The 16,051-nt window shown below is 71.6% G+C and carries 13 protein-coding genes and 2 pseudogenes; 6 read left to right on the top strand and 9 right to left on the bottom strand.

Going from position 1 to position 16,051, the window contains the following annotated elements:
* Both ACIBEF_RS30720 and ACIBEF_RS30715 read right to left on the bottom strand, forming a co-directional pair.
* Positions 1-251: IS3 family transposase (locus ACIBEF_RS30720; RefSeq protein WP_396796852.1), on the bottom strand; the 251-nt coding region annotated here is incomplete at its 3' end.
* Positions 252-327: 76 nt separating this feature from the next.
* Positions 328-549, bottom strand: a pseudogene (locus ACIBEF_RS30715) (transposase); the annotation flags it as partial.
* A 220-nt stretch (positions 550-769) separates the two neighbouring features.
* Between ACIBEF_RS30715 and ACIBEF_RS30710 the strand changes: the two are divergent.
* Positions 770-2,461, top strand: coding sequence for a hypothetical protein (locus tag ACIBEF_RS30710; RefSeq protein ID WP_396796851.1), 1,692 nt, complete (start codon positions 770-772; stop codon positions 2,459-2,461).
* A gap of 143 nt (positions 2,462-2,604) precedes the next feature.
* Positions 2,605-3,123: pseudogene (locus tag ACIBEF_RS30705) on the top strand (transposase); the annotation flags it as partial.
* Positions 3,124-3,295: 172 nt separating this feature from the next.
* On the opposite strand, the gene ACIBEF_RS30700 reads toward ACIBEF_RS30705, so the two are convergent.
* From ACIBEF_RS30700 to ACIBEF_RS30670, 7 genes are all read right to left on the bottom strand, one after another.
* Positions 3,296-4,054, bottom strand: a complete 759-nt coding sequence (locus ACIBEF_RS30700) for a class I SAM-dependent methyltransferase (RefSeq protein ID WP_396796849.1) — start codon at positions 4,052-4,054, stop codon at positions 3,296-3,298.
* A gap of 235 nt (positions 4,055-4,289) precedes the next feature.
* Positions 4,290-4,781, bottom strand: coding sequence for a DUF2231 domain-containing protein (locus ACIBEF_RS30695; RefSeq protein WP_396796847.1), 492 nt, complete (start codon positions 4,779-4,781; stop codon positions 4,290-4,292).
* A gap of 229 nt (positions 4,782-5,010) precedes the next feature.
* On the bottom strand, positions 5,011-5,751 hold the full coding sequence (locus ACIBEF_RS30690) for a GAF and ANTAR domain-containing protein (protein WP_396796845.1): 741 nt from the start codon (positions 5,749-5,751) through the stop codon (positions 5,011-5,013).
* 181 nt (positions 5,752-5,932) lie between these two features.
* Complete coding sequence (gene secA2, locus ACIBEF_RS30685; RefSeq protein WP_396796844.1) at positions 5,933-8,224, bottom strand: accessory Sec system translocase SecA2; 2,292 nt, start codon at positions 8,222-8,224, stop codon at positions 5,933-5,935.
* Between the two features lie 76 nt (positions 8,225-8,300).
* Positions 8,301-10,109 (bottom strand): ABC transporter ATP-binding protein, encoded by a 1,809-nt coding sequence (locus ACIBEF_RS30680; protein ID WP_396796842.1) that lies wholly within the window; start codon positions 10,107-10,109, stop codon positions 8,301-8,303.
* Between the two features lie 41 nt (positions 10,110-10,150).
* The gene (locus ACIBEF_RS30675) at positions 10,151-11,239 is read right to left on the bottom strand and encodes a zinc-binding alcohol dehydrogenase (protein WP_396796840.1); all 1,089 of its coding nucleotides are present in this window, start codon (positions 11,237-11,239) and stop codon (positions 10,151-10,153) included.
* Positions 11,232-12,242 (bottom strand): Gfo/Idh/MocA family protein, encoded by a 1,011-nt coding sequence (locus ACIBEF_RS30670; protein WP_396796838.1) that lies wholly within the window; start codon positions 12,240-12,242, stop codon positions 11,232-11,234. Before ACIBEF_RS30670 ends, ACIBEF_RS30675 begins: the two co-directional genes overlap by 8 nt.
* A gap of 203 nt (positions 12,243-12,445) precedes the next feature.
* Here ACIBEF_RS30670 and ACIBEF_RS30665 point away from each other — a divergent pair, with 203 nt between their 5' ends.
* From ACIBEF_RS30665 to ACIBEF_RS30650, 4 genes are all read left to right on the top strand, one after another.
* Positions 12,446-13,453 carry a glucosyl-3-phosphoglycerate synthase gene (locus ACIBEF_RS30665; protein WP_396796836.1) on the top strand — a complete coding sequence of 336 codons (1,008 nt, stop codon included), beginning with the start codon at positions 12,446-12,448 and terminating at the stop codon, positions 13,451-13,453.
* 23 nt (positions 13,454-13,476) lie between these two features.
* Positions 13,477-14,616: a glycosyltransferase gene (locus tag ACIBEF_RS30660; protein WP_396796858.1), complete on the top strand. Its 1,140-nt coding sequence runs from the start codon at positions 13,477-13,479 to the stop codon at positions 14,614-14,616.
* Between the two features lie 84 nt (positions 14,617-14,700).
* Complete coding sequence (locus ACIBEF_RS30655; RefSeq protein ID WP_396796835.1) at positions 14,701-15,159, top strand: DUF4383 domain-containing protein; 459 nt, start codon at positions 14,701-14,703, stop codon at positions 15,157-15,159.
* 113 nt (positions 15,160-15,272) lie between these two features.
* Positions 15,273-16,001, top strand: a complete 729-nt coding sequence (locus ACIBEF_RS30650; RefSeq protein ID WP_396796834.1) for an ATP-binding protein — start codon at positions 15,273-15,275, stop codon at positions 15,999-16,001.
* Positions 16,002-16,051: the final 50 nt, after the last annotated feature.

The following is a 16,051-nucleotide window of genomic DNA, read 5'->3' as shown; positions in this document are numbered from 1 at the left end:
CGTTTGCGGCCGTGCCGTAGCCCTTGCTCGGTGAGGTCAGCGTGGATCCGCGGCGCCCCGTAGATGCCCTTGGACCGTTGGTGCAGCGCGGTGATCTTGTCGGTGAGCCGGGCATCGACCCGCTCGCGCTGCGACTGGGTGCCGGTTTTCTGCTGGTAGTAGGCCGATCGGGAGACCTCGAGCAGTTCGCAGACACGTTTGACGTTGTGCTTGCCGGCCTGCTCCGCGGCGATGAACGGGTGCACGTTCACCGGTCTCCTTCGCGAAGAAAGCCGTCGCCCGTTTGAGCACATCGACGTCTTCGCGCAGCCAGCGGTTCTCTTTGCGCAGCTGTGCGAGTTCGGCCCGCTCGTCGGTGGTCAGCCCATCGGCGCGGACGCCGGTGTCGAGTCCGGCCTGCTTGACCCACTCACGCACCGCCGTCTCGGTCAGGTCGAAGTCCTGGCTGACCTGCCGCAGCGTGCGGTCACCTCGCTGGCACAACTCGACGATCTCAGCCTTGAACTCCGGCCTCAACGAACGCCGAGGCCGAGGCCGCTTCTTCCCCATACTCTCCATGATGCTGGACATCCTCCCGGAGACCCCAGGTCCCCTGATCTCGGATGTCCGTCAAAACGGGGCAGGCCCACAACCGGTCACAACTCGTCCAGCCACACAACCCCGGAACTTGCAACCGCCCTGCAAGATCAGGGGCAAGCCGGGAAACTGTTGAACGCGTGACTGTCATCGCTCGTTGAGAGGCCAGTATCGAATAGATGAGGAGATCCGGATGGCACCTAAGTATTCCGATCAGGTCTATGCGCAGGCGTTGAACCGTCTGCCGGTAGGCACCCGCATCACGGGCAACACCACAGTGATGCTGCCCGGTCATATCGTCCCTGTTCCCGTCGGCAAACTGGTGAACACACTGCGGGACGCCTCGGCCAGCGGGGGGCGGGTGGCGGCGCCGGATCCGGTATTGGTCGCCGCGTTGGCCGCGCACGGCCTGCACCGCAACCCGACCGCGCTCCCCGACGGCAAATGGCGGCTGCTACCCAGCGGCGCCAAAATCACCTGGACCGATCAGGACTATGCCCAGGCGTTGAACAGTCTGCCGGTGGGCACCCACATCACGCAGAACACCACAGTGATGCTGCCCGGTCATCCCGTCCCTGTTCCCATCGGCCAACTGGTGAACACACTGCGGAGCATCGCGGCCAACGGGGGGCGGGTGGCGGCGCCGGATCCGGCGTTGGTCACCGCGTTGGCCGCGCACGGCCTGCACCACAACCCGACCACGCTCCCCGACGGCAAATGGCGGCTGCTACCCACCGGCGCCAAAATCACCTGGACCGATCAGGACTATGCGCAGGCGTTGAACCGCCTACCGGCAGGCACCCGCATCACGGGCAACACCACAGTGACGCTGCCCGGTCATACCGTCCCTGTTCCCATCGGCCCACTGGTGAGCAGACTGCGGAGCATCGCGGCCACCGGGGGGCGGGCGGCGGCGCCGGATCCGGTATTGGTCGCCGCGTTGGCCGCGCACGGCCTGCACCACAACCCGACCACGCTCCCCGACGGCAAATGGCGGCTGCTACCCAGCGGCGCCAGAATCACCTGGCCCGATCAGGACTATGCCCAGGCGTTGAACCGCCTGCCGGCAGGCACCTCCATCACGCACAACACCACAGTGACGCTGCCCGGTCATACCGTCCCTGTTCCCATCGGCCAACTGGTGAGAAGACTGCGGAACGCCTCGGCCACCGGGGGGCGGGCGGCGGCGCCGGATCCGGTATTGGTCGCCGCGTTGGCCGCGCACGGCCTGCACCGCAACCCGACCGCGCTCCCCGACAACAAATGGCGGCTGCAACCCAGCGGCGCCAGAATCACCTGGCCCGATCAGGACTATGCCCAGGCGTTGAACCGCCTACCGGTAGGCACCCCCATCACGCAGAACATCACAGTGACGCTGCCCGGTCATACCGTCCCTGTTCCCATCGGCCAACTGGTGCACGCACTGCGGAACAGCTCGGCCACCGGGGGGCGGGCGGCAACGCCGGATCCGGCGTTGGTCACCGCGTTGGCCGCGCACGGCCTGCACCACAACCCAACCGCGCTCCCCGACAACAAATGGCGGCTGCAATCCGCAGCAGCCGTCCCTGCCGGGCCCGTCCCCGCAGGGAACACCGCCACCACCGCCCTGACCGGTCCCAACGCCCTGACCGGCCCCGGCCCCGGCGCCCCCTGGCGCCTCCCCACCCCAACCATGCCACCAGCCGGAACTCCAACCAAGACATCGGCGGGCATCACCGCCGCGGCGAGGCTGTCGACCGCTACTGCCTCAGCACAGCCGAGAGCCGCCAACCGCGAGGACCGCGGCTATTTCCCCACCCCCACCCGTCCCCGCTCAGCCTCCCCTTCGCGCACATCCCCACCGCACACCACGACACCAGGCACATCAGCGCCACCCCACCGCTGAAGTACGAGAGGGTGGGGAACGACACCCCGCCACGCTCCGTCACCACCGATTGTGATATAGGGCATTAGATCCACAGTGTGGAAACGTCAACAGACTTGTAGGGTCTGTGGATCTAATACTCCAGCCGCATCTGGTGGAGGTGGGGCCTTCCCGAGGTAGTGACGAACGTGTGGCCCCGCACGATCGTGCAGACGTGCATCATCCATCTGATCCGCAACACGTTCCGGCTCACCTCCCGTAAGTACTGGGACGCGCTGAAGCACGACATCAAACCGATCTACACCGCCGTCAACGCCCAGACGGCCCGAGCCGCGTTCGACGACCTGGCCGAGAAATGGGGCGACCGATATCCGGCGGTGATCCGGTTGTGGGACAACGCTTGGGCTGAGTTCATCCCGTTCCTCGACTACGACGTGGAGATCCGCAAGGTGATCTGCTCGACCAACGCGATCGAGTCGTTGAACGCCCGCTACCGGCGGGCCGTGAAGGCCCGCGGCCACTTCCCCAACGAGCTGGCCGCGTTGAAGTGTCTGTACCTGGTGACCCGCTCCCTGGACCCCACCGGAGCAGGACGAACCCGATGGACGACGCGCTGGAAACCCACCCTGAACGCCTTCGCCATCACCTTCAGCGACCGCTTCCCAGCCGCTGAAACCTACTAACCAAAATCGCCGAAAACACCCTTAGCGAGACAGCCCCCGATCTTGCAGTTTCGGCGGTCGGATTGCCCTTCTAGACGGCTTTTGCCGGGACAGAAAGTGCAAGATCGACGCGTGTGGGGGTCCGGCTCGTGCGGGGGTCCAGCGGGGGCGGGACAGGGGTGGGGTGGGGGGTTCAGGGGTGGGTGGCCTCGATGAGGAAGCGTTGGGCGTGGGCGACGAAAGGGCCCTCTTCGGCGATGCGGTGGTGGAGATCGCGCAGAGGTGCGCGGTAGCGGTCGACAGTGAACCCGGGCACGGTCCAGATCACCTTGCGCAGGAACCAGACCACCGCGCCGATGTCGGCGAACGTCGCCCGCAGCGTGGCCCGACGCAGGTCGACCACCCGCAGCCCAGCGGCCTCGGCGACGGCGACCGCGTGTTCGGGGTGCCGCTGGGTCGGTGGTGGCAACGGTCCGAGGATCGCCTCACTCAACTCCCGCATGGTGCCGGCCCCGATCTGCTGGGACAGGAACGTCCCGCCGGGCCGCAGCACCCGGGCCGTCTGAACCCAGTCGGTACGCACCGGATGCCGGCTGACCACCAGGTCGAACGAGGCGTCGCGAAACGGCAGCGGCCCGTCCGGGGCGACCGCGACCACCGACGCGCCGACCCGACGCAGGGTCCGGCGGGCGACCTCCACGTTCGGCGGCCACGCCTCGGTCGCCGTCAACAATGTCGGGGGACGCGGCACTTCGGCGAGCACCTCCCCGCCGCCGGTGTCCACGTCCAGCGCGGCGTCGGCCCGCGCCATCCGGTCGGCGACCAGTCGGGCGTACCCCCAGGGTGGACGCTCCTCGGTGGCGCGGCCGGCCAGCCAGTCGAAGCCCCAACCATCGACGGGCGCGGCGGCTGCCTCCGCGATCAAGTCCTCGGCGTCACGCTCAGCGGTCATGGCGGTCAGCCTCGCGGCCGGTCACCCGGCCGGCAACCCAATTGCCGCTACCCGGCCGAGGGTCCCGCGAGCCCCTGCTTTTCGAGAGCGGTCTGGAGGATCCCAGCGCCCTCGGGCCCATGCCGTGCGGCTCGGCCAGGTCCGCCCGGGAAGAGCCCGCGAGCTGGCGCAGCCGGTGTGAGCGGTGCTATGCGGGGCTCAGGTGGCAGGCGCGAGATCTTCGGGAGCGACGGTGTCAGCGGATCGTGGGCCGACCAGCCGCACGGATGCCGGCGAGCGCGTCCAGGCCGCCGGTCTCGGTACGTCCGCTGTCGAACTGACGCATCAGCCGTGCGCCCAGGTGCACGCCGACCGCGCCGACGGCCAACGCGACCAGCTCGGTGGCCAGGATCGTGACCGACGCGCCGCGCTGCGGGGAGTGTGACCGGACCAGGCAGGTGAGCAGGAACATGGCTGCCATCACCGCGTTCACGAGGTTGAAGGCGACAGCGGTGCGGCGGGTACGGTCGCCCGGCACGTCCCACAGGTCGACCATGCCGGCCACGGCGGTCAGGGCGGCGGCGACGAGCGCGGCGACGCCCGTCCAGTAGCCGACCTCGCCGAGGAACGCGGGCCCGCCGACGACGTCGGTGAGGTCGAAGACGGTGGCGCTGACGAAGAGCCCGAGCGGGAACGTCACGAGCATTGGTTGGATCGGGTGCCCCTGCACCCGCAGCCGGCTCTGCATCGGTCCTCCCCCGGGTCGGCGCAGCTCACCTGACCAGAGTGCTACCCGAGGGCGGTCGCGACGAAACGACGCCGCCCGACTCGCCGGCAGCAGAAAGAACGGGCACCGAAGCCGCCGTCAGACCAGCGCTGATCAACTCGGGTTCCCGGAAGTCGGGGCGTCCGCGCGACTGCGACACCCCGGGTTCAAGGACTCACGGGCGGCGCCACGGTGGAGGTGCCGGCCGGGTTCAGTTGTCGCGTTGGCGGGAGACCGTCCGGACCAGGCGCTCGGCCACCTCGCGCAGCGGGATGTCCAGCGACGAGGCGGCGGTACGCAGCACGTCGAGGGCCTCGGCCGGAGGGCACCCGCGCTGCGTCATGATGACGCCGACGGCCTGGCCCACCACCCCGTCGTGCAGGAGTGAGGCGTCTCGAACACCTGCGAGGGTGAGCTGTCGGTTGCGGTCACGGACGGCGGCGAGCAACAGACCGGCGTGTTCGGCGAGCAGCATGGCGGTCAACTGGTGCTGCGGGGTCAGCAGGTCCGGCGCGGCGGCGTACAGGTTGATCGCCCCGATGACCTGGTCGTCGATGTCGACCGGCGCGGAGATCACCCCGCGTACGCCGAGGTCGCGGGCGTGCGCCGTCCAGGCCGGCCAGCGGGGCTCAGCGGTCAGGTCGGCGGCGAGGATCATCTCGCGGAGGTGGATCGCGCTCATCGCCGGCGTGTCCGGCCCGTGTCGCAGATCGTCCAGCCCGGCCAGCCCGTCGTCGGACGCGGCTACCCCGGCCGGCTCGCCGGCCCGCAGGGCGGTGAACCCGCACCAGCGCACTCCGGCGACGGCATCCCGCGTGACGCGGACCAGGGCCAGCAACGCCTCATCAAAGTCGGTCAGGGCGATCAGCCCGGCAGTCAGCTCCCGCAACAGTGCGGCTGCTTCCAGCACACCGAGGGTGTGCACCACCGGTTCCCGCGTGTCGAGGTTCACCGGTTCGCAGCCTCCGTGCCGTCTCGCGTCTGCCCTGTACGCTTCGTCACCTCTGTCATCGTCTGCTCTCTCCCGACTCGACCGACCAGCCCTACTACCCTGGGAAACCCGGGTCGAAACGGCGTAAATCGGGGCCCAGGCCGCGCGCGAAGGCGCGGTCGGGGCCCCGACGGTCAATCCGTCAGCGCGAGCCGCCGCCGAGTCGCCGCCCGATCGACGCGATCAGACGGTCGAGCTCGGACCCGAACGGGTTGTCGTGCACCAGGTACGTCCAGGTGGCGGTGGGACGGACCAGGGTGCCGTCGTCGGGCTGCCAGTCCTCATCGAATTCGATCTCGGTGAAGGTGGCGATGGTGCGGGCCTCGATCTCCGGGATCAGGTCGTTGAACGCCGGCACCGCGGCCCGGTGGAACTCGTCCAGCGGGTCGAGCCGGCCCAGCGCGCGCAGGTGCACGCCCTCGCGGACCTCGGACAGCTCGGCCAGGTGCTCGGCCCAGAGCCGGTCCAGGTGGTAGAGCGCGATCGACCGGGCGGCACGGGCGAGCAGGTCCTCGTCCATCTCGCCGGCCTTCTCGGGCTCCTTCTCCAGCAGCATCACCGCGGCCACGTCGCTGGTCAGCAGCCGCTCCCGGCGCGCGGCAAGGGCCTTGCGCTGCTGCTCGATGACCACGCTGTAGCGCCAGGTGTTGCGGTGGATCTCGTGGTTGACGCCCTCGGCGACCCGCTGGGCGTGCTCCACCGCGTAGTCGACCTGCTCGTCGGTCACCAGACCGTCGGCGTTCATCCGCGGCGACGCCGGCACCGAGTCGGCGGCGTGCCGGACGACGAGGTCGTCCTCCAGGCTGACGAAGAAGACCGAGCCGCCCGGGTCGCCCTGCCGGCCGGCCCGGCCACGCAACTGGTCGTCCACCCGGCGGCTATCGTGCCGGCCGCTGCCGATCACGTAGAGCCCGCCCAGCTCGGCGACCCGCTCCTGGTCGGTCTGGTCGCTGCCGCCGAGGCGGATGTCGACGCCACGGCCGGCCATCTGGGTGGAGACGGTGACCGCGCCGTACGCGCCGGCCTCGGCGATGATCGTGGCCTCTTCGTCGTCGTTCTTGGCGTTCAGCACGACGCACGGCACCCCGGCGGCGTTCAGCCCGGCGGCGAGCCCCTCGGACTCCTTGACGTCCAGGGTGCCGATCAGCACCGGCCGCCCCTTGGCGTGCGCGCGCTGGATCTCGTCGACGAGCGCCTCGTCCTTCTCCGCCCGGGTGGCGTAGATGCGGTCCGGCTCGTCCTCGCGGATGCACGGGGTGTTCGGCGGGATCACCGCGACCTCGAGGTTGAAGAACTCCCGCAGTTGGTCGCCGACGAGCACCGCGGTGGCGGTCATCCCGCACACCTTCGGGTAGAGCGCGATGTACGCCTGCATGGCGATGGTGCCGAGCACCTCGCCCTCGGCGGTGGCGTCCAGCCCCTCCTTGGCCTCGACAGCGGCCTGGAGACCGTCCGGCCAGCGGCGGCGCTGGGCCACCCGGCCGCGCATCTCGTCGACCAGCTCGACTGAGCCGTCCCGGACGATGTAGTCCACGTCACGGTGCAGCAGGGCGTGCGCGTGCAGCGCCACGTTGACCGCGGAGAGCTGCTCGACGTGCTCCTCGTCGTACAGGTCGATGCCGAGCTTGGCCTCCATGGCGGCCAGGCCGGCGGAGGTGAACGCCACGCTGCGCCCGTCCTCGGCGACCGTGTAGTGCTTGCCCTTGCGCAGGCCACGGACGAGCGCGGCGGCGGCGTGCACCGGGTCCTGCTCGCCCGGCACCGCGCCGGCCAGGACCATCGGCACCCGGGCCTCGTCGATCATGATCGAGTCGGCTTCGTCGACGATGGCCGTGGTCAGCGCGGGCTGCACCCGGTCTTCCACGTCGGTGACCAACTGGTCGCGCAGGTAGTCGAAGCCCGCCTCGCTGACCGAGACGTAGGTGACGTCGCAGGCGTACGCGTCGCGCCGCTCCTGCGGGGTGGAGGCTTCGTTGACCCAGCCGACGGTGAGACCGAGCAGGGTGTAGACCGGCTCCATCCACTGGGCGTCGCGGCGGGCCAAATAGTCGTTGATGGTGAGCACGTGCACCGGACCGTTGCCGAGCCGGACGTGCCCGTACGCGGCGATCGTCGCGGTCAGTGTCTTGCCCTCACCGGTGGCCATCTCGGCGACCTTGCCGGAGAGCAGCGACATGGCGCCGAGCAGCTGCACGTCGTACGGCCGCTGGTCGAGGCCGCGGCGGGCGGCCTCACGGCCGACGGCGCAGATCTCCTCGTAACCGACGGCGGCACCCGCTGCCGCGGTCAGCTCGGCGTCGTCGAGCGCGGTGAGCTCAGCCTCGCGCGCCTCGATCGCCGGGAGCAGTTTCTCCAGCGGAGCAAGATCCACGGTCGAGCCGGGGCGCTGGAGGAACCGCCGGAACTTGCTCTTGAACCGTTGCGACACACCCATGAGCGGCAACGGTACGCGATTCTGGCCGGCGTGCGCGGCCCGGTCGCCCGGCAAGTTCGCCGCGACCGGGCGTCGGTCACCCGACCAGCAGTTGGTGACTGGCGAGTTCCCGGTACAGCGGGTCGGTGGCGGTCAGTTCGGCGTGGGTACCCACTGCCACCACCCGGCCGCCGTCGAGGACGACGATCTGGTCGGCGTCGACCACGGTGGCGAGCCGGTGCGCCACGATCAACAGGGTCCGGCGGACGGCCACGGCGTCGATGGCGCGGCGCAGCGCGACCTCGTTGCGGGAGTCGAGGTTGCTGGTCGGCTCGTCGAGCAGCAGCACCGGCGGGCCGGCGAGCAGCGCGCGGGCGATGGCCAGCCGCTGCCGCTCACCTCCGGAGAGCAGCACGCCGCCCTCGCCCACCTGCACGTCGAGGCCGAGCGGGGTGCGTTGCGTCAGGTGGCCCAGGTTGACCTCGTCCAGGACGTCGCGCAACCGGTCGTCGCTGGCGTCCGGGGTGGTGATCAGCAGGTTCTCCCGCAGCGTGCCGGCCAGCACGGGAGCCTCCTGCTCGACGTAGCCGAGCCGGGCCCGCAGCGCGTCGCGGGGCAGGTCCCGTACGTCGGTGCCGTCGAGGCGGACGCCGCCGGCGCTCACCTCGTAGAAGCGCTCGACCAGGGCCAGCAGTGTGGACTTGCCGGCGCCGGACGGACCGACCAGGGCGGTCCGGGTGCCGGCGGCGACCGCGAAGCTGACCTCGTGCAGCACCGGCTCGCCGCCCGGGTAGCCGAAGCTGACCCGGTCGAACTCGATCATCGGGGTCGGGCGGCGCGGGGTCGCCGTCGCGCTGCCGGGCGCCGGCCGGTCGTCCGCGCCCTCCGCGGGGACGGCCAGGATCTCCTCGATCCGCTGGAGGGCGCCCAGGCCGGACTGCAACTGGGTGTACGCCCGCAGCACCTGACCCAACGGCAGCGCCAGCAGGAACAGGTACATGACGAACGCGACCAGGTCACCGACCGAGATCGCCCCGGCCGCGACCCGCGCCCCGCCGATGCCGAGCACCAGCAGGAAGGCGCCCTGCACGGTGACCGAGCCGATCGGGCCGACCAGCGCCTGCACCCGGGCCACCCGCAGCCCCGCCGCGTACGCCTCGCGCGCGCTGCCGGTGACGGTCTGCGTCTCCCGGGTCTCGGCGCGGCTGGCCCGGATGGTCCGGGCTGCCGAGATGGCCCGCTCCACCGCCGAGGTCATCTCGCCGATCCGCTCCTGGGCGACCCGGGCGAGCGTTCGGACCCGGCGGGCGAAGGTGGCGGCGAAGATCAGCCCCAGCGCCACCCCGAGCAGGGTGACGCCGAACAGCAGCGGGTCGAGCAGCACCATGGCCGTGCCGGCGCCGACCACCGTCACCGCCCCGGTGACCGTCTCGAACAGCCCGGAGGTGACGACGGCGCGCAACAGTGTGGTGTCCGAGCCGACCCGGGAGAGCAGGTCGCCCGTGCGGCGGCGGTCGTACTCGGCGATGGGCAGCCGCAGCAGGTGGCCGGCGAGCCGCCGCCGGGTGCCCAGCACCACTCCTTCGGCGGTGCGTTGCAGCAGGTAGTCCCGCAGCCCACCGATCGCCGCGCCGAACACCACGAGGGCCACCAGCACCGCCACCAGCCGGGACACACCCTGCTCGGCGCCGATCCGCTCGAGCACCGACCGGGTGAGCAGCGGCTGTGCCAGCGACGCCGCCGAGCCGATCAGCGACAGCGCGCCCACCACGACCAGGGTGCCGCGGTGCTCCCGCAGATACGGCAGCAACGCGGCCAGACCGACCGACCGGCCCGCGGGGCTGCCGTCGGCCGGCCGGTCGGTCGAGGTGTCGCCGGGAACCGGCCGTTCCTGCACGGTGCTCATGTCGCGAACGGTAGCCGCCCCGGGCACGCGACGACGGCGGCTCAGGTGGCGAGCACCACCTGTTGCTCGTGGCGACGACGCTCGGCCAGGTCGGTGAGGAGGGCGGGCGCCTCGTCGAACGGCACCACCGCCGAGACGAGATGCTTACGGATCGCGTCGCCGTACGTCCGGAGCAGGTCGACGGTCTCGGCGGACAGCCGTTCGCGGTCCCAGGTGGGCGCGAGCCCGCGAGGCACCCGGCCGATCTGGGCGCAGCGCAGCGACAGCCCGTTGTGGTGGAACTCCTCACCGAGGCGAACCGCGTCCGCGCCGCCCTGGTAGAAGGCGAGGTCGATGACGGTGCCCTGGGGCCGCAGCAGCCGCAGGGCGAGGTGCAGCGCCCACGCCTGCCCCCGGCACTGGAACACCACATCGGCACCCCGGTCGCCGGCGGTGTGCGCCCAACGGGTCTTGAGGACCACCGCCGGGTCGTCCGCGTCGGGGTCGAGGGTTTCCAGACCGAGCGCCTCGGCGACCTGGCGGCGCTGCGGGGTGGCGTCGAGCACCACCACCGACGCGGCGCCGCTGCGTCGGGCGAACAACGCCGTCAGCAGCGCCACGACACCAGCGCCGACCACGGCGACCCGCCGGCCGCGTACCCCGTCGCCGAGCGCGCGGACGTCGGTGCCGTGCAGGTCGGCGGCGGCGTGCAGCAGACCGTTGGCGCAGATCGGGCCCATGTGCGCGACGTAGACGCCGAGCAGAGGGTCCAGGTCGTCGGGCAGCGCCACGAACCGTTCGGCGACCGGGTCGGCCAGCCAGCCCGTGCGGTGCCCGTACGTCATCGCGCCGACCGTGCCCACCGCGACGGCCGGGGTCTCGCTCTCCACCACCCGGCCGACCTGCATGTAACCGAGTCGGGTCACCGGGTAGGGGGTGCTGGCCGCGCCCGGCTGGAACAGGCCCAGGTCGGGGTTCCAGGTGACGTTCAGGTAGGGGTTCGTGCCCTTGACGTAGCTCAGCTCGGTGCCGGCGGAGACACCGCTGAACAGCGTCTCGACCCGGAACGTGCCGGGGCGCAGCGGGGCGGCGTCCTGCTCGACCAGGTCGACCCGGCCGGGGCCGGTGACCACCACGACCTTGTCACGCATCGACTGCCACCCCGGTGGTGAGCACTGCCGGCGCGGTCGCGGTGGCGAGCCGCACCGTGGTGCCGGTACGGGCCGAGTCGGCAACCGCGAGGGCCAGGCGCTGGGTGGCGAGGGCCTCGGCGTACGGGACGCGCACGTCGTCGCCGATGCCACGGACGGCGTCGACGAAGGCGCGGTCCACCGCCACCCGGGCGGCTTCCGGGTCGGCGGGGACGTGTCGTTCCCCGTCGGCGTCGCGGATCGACAGCCCTTCCTCGGTGATCGCGAGGGCCAGCCCGTCGGCGAGGATCTCCAGGCCGGCGCGGTGCTTCCAGCCGAGGACGCAGGCGGCGCTGAGCGTGCCGACCGCGCCGTCGGCGAAGCGCAGCGCGGCGGTGGTCACCGAGTCGATGTCGGCGCCGTCGACCGGCGGTGGGGTGCCGTTGCCGTACGCGGTGACCTCGGTGACCTCGCCGGCCAGCACACGGATCAGGTCGAGCACGTGGGCCGCCTGCTCGACCACCGGCCCGCCGGAGCGGTCCCGCCGAGACCACCACGCCACCGGGGGCACCTTGTCCAGCCAGGCGCCGCTGACCATTCGCACCGGACGGTCGGCGAGCAGGTCGCGGGCCTGGTCGAGCACGTTCAGGTAGCGCCAGTGGTGGCCGACGGCGGTGCACAGCCCCCGCCGCGCGACCAGGTCGGCGATCCGCTCGGCGGTGCTCAGGTCGACCGCGACGGGCTTCTCCACGAACATCGGCACCCCGGCCTCGATTACCGCCTCCTCGACGGGGCCGTGCGCGAACGGTGGCACACAGACGTACACGGCGTCCAGATCGGTGGCCAGCAGCGCGGCGACGTCGGCGAAGGCGCGCCCGCCGTGCTGGTCGGCCAGCGCGGACGCCGCCTCCGGCGCCACGTCGGTGACCCCGACCAGCTCGACGTCGTCGAACCCGGCCAGCACCCGCGCGTGACGCTGTGCCACGCCGCCGGCTCCGACCAGCCCCACCCGGCAGTTCCGCATCCCCACACCCCTTCGAAGACTTTTCATCTGCGATGGGAGCAGTCCCCTGAGCTGTGCGCAATCAAACGTTCATCCCCCGGGAACGAATTGTCGTCACCTCTGTGATCAAGCTGTTGCCGAGGATGCGGTTAGCGCGTGATGAGGAATGGGAACAACCAATTTTGGTTTTTCCACGCACGAACGGAGGGGTGCCCGTGCGGGATATGACATCGACTGTGTCGCCGGTGGTCGAGGCGTGGGCTACGTACCGGACGACGGCGGCGGCGGACTGGCCGACCCGTCGGCTGATGCGCGCCAAGGGTGATACCCGGGTCAGCGTGGTGCTGCCGGCGCGCAACGAGGAGGCCACCGTCGGCGCGATCGTGTCGACGATCCGGGAGCACCTGATGGATCGGGTCGCACTGGTCGACGAGCTGATCGTGGTGGATTCCCGCTCGACGGACCGGACCGCGCAGGTGGCCCGTGCCGCCGGCGCGGAGGTGGTCAGCCAGGACGCGATGACCCGGGGGTTGCCCCGGCTGACCGGCAAGGGCGACGCGCTCTGGGCGGGGCTGGCCGCCGCCGAGGGGGACGTGGTGGCGTTCATCGACGCCGACCTGCGGGAGTTCCGGCCGCACTTCGTGAGCGGGCTGCTCGGCCCGCTGTTGACCGACCCGTCCGTCGACTTCGTGAAGGGCTTCTACCACCGCCCTCTGGTGGGCACCGCCAGCGTGGAGCAGGACGGCGGGGGCCGGGTGACCGAGTTGATGGCCCGACCGCTGCTCAATCTCTTCTGGCCCGAGCTGGCCGGCTTCGTGCAGCCGCTCGCGGGCGAGTATGCGGCCCGCCGGGACGTGCTGGCCCAGGTGCCGTTCGTCTCCGGCTACGGGGTGGAGACGGCCATGATGATCGACCTGCTCGACCTTGTCGGCCTGGACGCGCTCGCGCAGGTCGACCTCGGTGAGCGCAAGCACCGCCACCAGGACACCGCCGCCCTGGGCCGGATGTCCGCGCAGATCATGCTGACCGCCTGGACCCGGCTGCAACGGCGCGGCTGGGCGACCCCCGGGTTCGCGCCGGAGTCGTTGCTGACGCAGTTCCGTCGCGGTGGTTCCGACACCCTGCCGAACCTGGACCGCGAGATCGTGGTCAGCGACGTCTCCATCGAGGAACGCCCGCCGTTGGCCGAACTGCGCCACCGGGTGCCCCGCCGCCGGGTGGCCGCCGCGTGAGCGCCAGGAGCCTCACCGTGCTGATGAACGCCGGGCCGTGGCTGTCGGTGCCGCCGCCCGGTTACGGCGGCATCGAGAACGTCATCGCCACGCTGGTGCCGGAACTGCGGCGACTGGGCGTACGGGTGGTGCTCGCCTCGGTGGGCAGCAGCACCCTGCCGGTGGACGAGCAGGTCTCGGTCTTCGCCGACGGCCAGTTCGCCGCGTTGCAGCGGCCGTACAACCAGGTCTGCGGAATCGCCCAGGCGCACCTGGCCGGGGTGGTCCGTGAGCTGCACTCCCGCGACGACATCGACCTGGTGCACGATCACGTCGAGGCGGTCGGGCTGGCCACCCTCGCCGCGATGGGGCCGTCCGGGCCGCCGACCCTGCACACCCTGCACTGGGACCTGGCCAAGCACCCGGCGCTCTACGGCAGCCTGGACGGCGGCGACCGGGTCCGGGTCAACGGCGTCTCCGCGTCGCAGCTGGCCCGCGCCCCGCTGGCGCTGCGGGAGCACTCGGTGGGGCACGTGCACCTGTCCACGCCGCTCGCCGTCGACGCCGACCGACGGCCCCGACCGGACAAGGGCGAGCACCTGCTCATCCTGGGCCGGATCAACCCGGGCAAGGGGCAGGACGTGGGTGCCCGCCTCGCGCACCGGGTCGGTATTCCGCTGGTGCTGGCCGGCCCTGTCGGCCCGTACCACCGGCCGGCCGACCTGGCCGCTGCCGGCGACGAGGCCCGGCAGAACCCGGACGTGCGGTTCTTCCTCGACGAGGTGGCACCGCACGTCGACGGTGACCTGGTCCGCTGGGTCGGCACCGTGGCCGGCCAGGAGCGCGACGACCTGCTCGCCAGCGCCCGCGCGTCGCTGTTCCCGTTGCGGTGGGAGGAGCCGGGCGGCACTGCTGTCGTCGAGTCGCTCGCCCTGGGTACGCCGGTGGTGGCCACCGCCCGGGGTTGCCTGCCGGAGCTGATCGCGCACGGTCGTACCGGGCTGCTCACCGCCGACGAGGAGGAGTTGGGTGACCTCGTCCTCGCTGCCGAACTGCTCGACCCCGACGAGTGCCGGCGGGTGGCCGCGCAGCGCTTCACGCCCGCGGTGATGGCGCAGCGTTACGTCGAGCTGTACGAGCGGGTCCGGCAGTCGGCGAGCGCCCCGAGGTTGCTGCCGGCCTGACCGGTGGCGGTGCCGGCCGGTTTGCCGGTCGCACCGGCGGGTAGCCGGCAGCGCTCATGCCCGCCGCGCGACGAGGAGCCGGGAATGGTCGGACCGATGGCGCACTCCCGGGCCCGACCCAACCCGGCCGACGGCAAACCGCCGGTCCGTCGCGCGGCGGCGACGGTGGGCGTGCTGTTCCTGCTGGTCGGCGCGCTCGGCTTCGTGCCGGGGATCACCACCGGAATGCACGCGCTGCGCTTCGCCGGCCACGACTCGGGCGCGTACCTGTTCGGCGTCTTCCAGGTGTCGGTGCTGCACAACCTGGTGCACCTGGCGTACGGGGTGGTGGGTCTGCTGCTGGCCCGGACGGTCACCGGTGCTCGGGCGTTCCTGATCGGCGGCGGCGCGGTCTATCTGGTGCTCTGGCTCTACGGGCTGGCGGTGGACCACGACACCGGGGCGAACGTGCTGCCGGTCAACGACGCCGACGGCTGGCTGCATCTGGGGCTCGGCGTCGGCATGATCGCCCTGGGCGTCCTGACCGTCCGTCCTCGTCGCTGACCTGGGGTTGCGGCGACGTGACCTGCCTCGCCCCGCCGTCGGTCCGGTTTGATCGGGAGCGGCCTCGGGTAGTTGGCAGATCCCGACCCAGCGAGCAGCGAATCGAGGCGCCGATGTCGAGCGGGATCACCTGCGAGGTGCGTACCACCGCGCCGGTGGCGGTCGTCCGGCTCACCGGCCCCCTGCACCTGGGCACGATGCGCTCGGTGCACCAGGCGCTCAGCGACGCGTTGGTCGACCAGCCGGAGGCGCTGGTGGTCGACATGGCCGGGGTGCGCGTGGAGGACCGGTTGGCGCTGTCGGTGTTCGCCGCGACAGCCCGCCGGGCCGAGGAGTGGCCGGCGGTGCCGGTGCTGCTCTGCTCCCCGTCGCCGATCGCCGCCCGATGGCTGGCCGAGTCGACCACCTGCCGGGTGATTCCGGTCTCCGCGGACTGCGCCGAGGCGACCCGGCTGGCCGGCACGACGTCCCCGTTGCGGATGCGGGCCCGGCTGGAGCCGGTGGCCGGGGCCTGTCGGCGGGCCCGGGAGCTGGTCACCGAGGCGTGCGCGCGGTGGAACCTGCCGGACGCGTCCGGCCCGGCCGCGTTGGTGCTCAGCGAGCTGGTCGGCAACGTGGTGCGTCACGCCGGCACGCCGATGCAGGTGACGGTGACCCTGCGCCGGCCGTATCTGCACCTGGCCGTGGTGGACGGCAGCAGCGCCGAGGCCCGTGCGGGCGGGACGGACCTGCACGCCGAGGGTGGGCGTGGGTTGATGCTGGTCCGGGAGCTGACCCAGCGGTGGGGCAGCGTGCCGGCGGGGCAGGGCAAGGCCGTCTGGGCGATGCTGCCGGCAACCTGAGCGTTCGAGGCGCTTGCGCCCGGTACCAGCGTTCTGACCGAAATTACCGC

Origin of the sequence: Micromonospora sp. NPDC050795, assembly GCF_044456785.1 — a bacterium.
In the GTDB taxonomy this organism is placed as follows: domain Bacteria; phylum Actinomycetota; class Actinomycetes; order Mycobacteriales; family Micromonosporaceae; genus Micromonospora.
The sequence above is the reverse complement of the archived record's forward strand: the minus strand, read 5'-3'. Positions and strand labels throughout refer to the sequence as shown.

What these genes read in the sequence shown, in the direction of transcription:
- ACIBEF_RS30710 (WP_396796851.1), top strand. Translation starts at nt 770, where the DNA reads ATGGCACCTAAGTATTCCGATCAGGTCTATGCGCAGGCGTTGAACCGT.
- ACIBEF_RS30700 (WP_396796849.1), bottom strand. Translation starts at nt 4,054, where the DNA reads ATGACCGCTGAGCGTGACGCCGAGGACTTGATCGCGGAGGCAGCCGCC.
- ACIBEF_RS30695 (WP_396796847.1), bottom strand. Translation starts at nt 4,781, where the DNA reads ATGCAGAGCCGGCTGCGGGTGCAGGGGCACCCGATCCAACCAATGCTC.
- secA2 (WP_396796844.1), bottom strand. Translation starts at nt 8,224, where the DNA reads ATGGGTGTGTCGCAACGGTTCAAGAGCAAGTTCCGGCGGTTCCTCCAG.
- ACIBEF_RS30680 (WP_396796842.1), bottom strand. Translation starts at nt 10,109, where the DNA reads ATGAGCACCGTGCAGGAACGGCCGGTTCCCGGCGACACCTCGACCGAC.
- ACIBEF_RS30675 (WP_396796840.1), bottom strand. Translation starts at nt 11,239, where the DNA reads ATGCGTGACAAGGTCGTGGTGGTCACCGGCCCCGGCCGGGTCGACCTG.
- ACIBEF_RS30670 (WP_396796838.1), bottom strand. Translation starts at nt 12,242, where the DNA reads ATGCGGAACTGCCGGGTGGGGCTGGTCGGAGCCGGCGGCGTGGCACAG.
- ACIBEF_RS30665 (WP_396796836.1), top strand. Translation starts at nt 12,446, where the DNA reads ATGACATCGACTGTGTCGCCGGTGGTCGAGGCGTGGGCTACGTACCGG.
- ACIBEF_RS30660 (WP_396796858.1), top strand. Translation starts at nt 13,477, where the DNA reads ATGAACGCCGGGCCGTGGCTGTCGGTGCCGCCGCCCGGTTACGGCGGC.
- ACIBEF_RS30655 (WP_396796835.1), top strand. Translation starts at nt 14,701, where the DNA reads ATGGTCGGACCGATGGCGCACTCCCGGGCCCGACCCAACCCGGCCGAC.
- ACIBEF_RS30650 (WP_396796834.1), top strand. Translation starts at nt 15,273, where the DNA reads ATGTCGAGCGGGATCACCTGCGAGGTGCGTACCACCGCGCCGGTGGCG.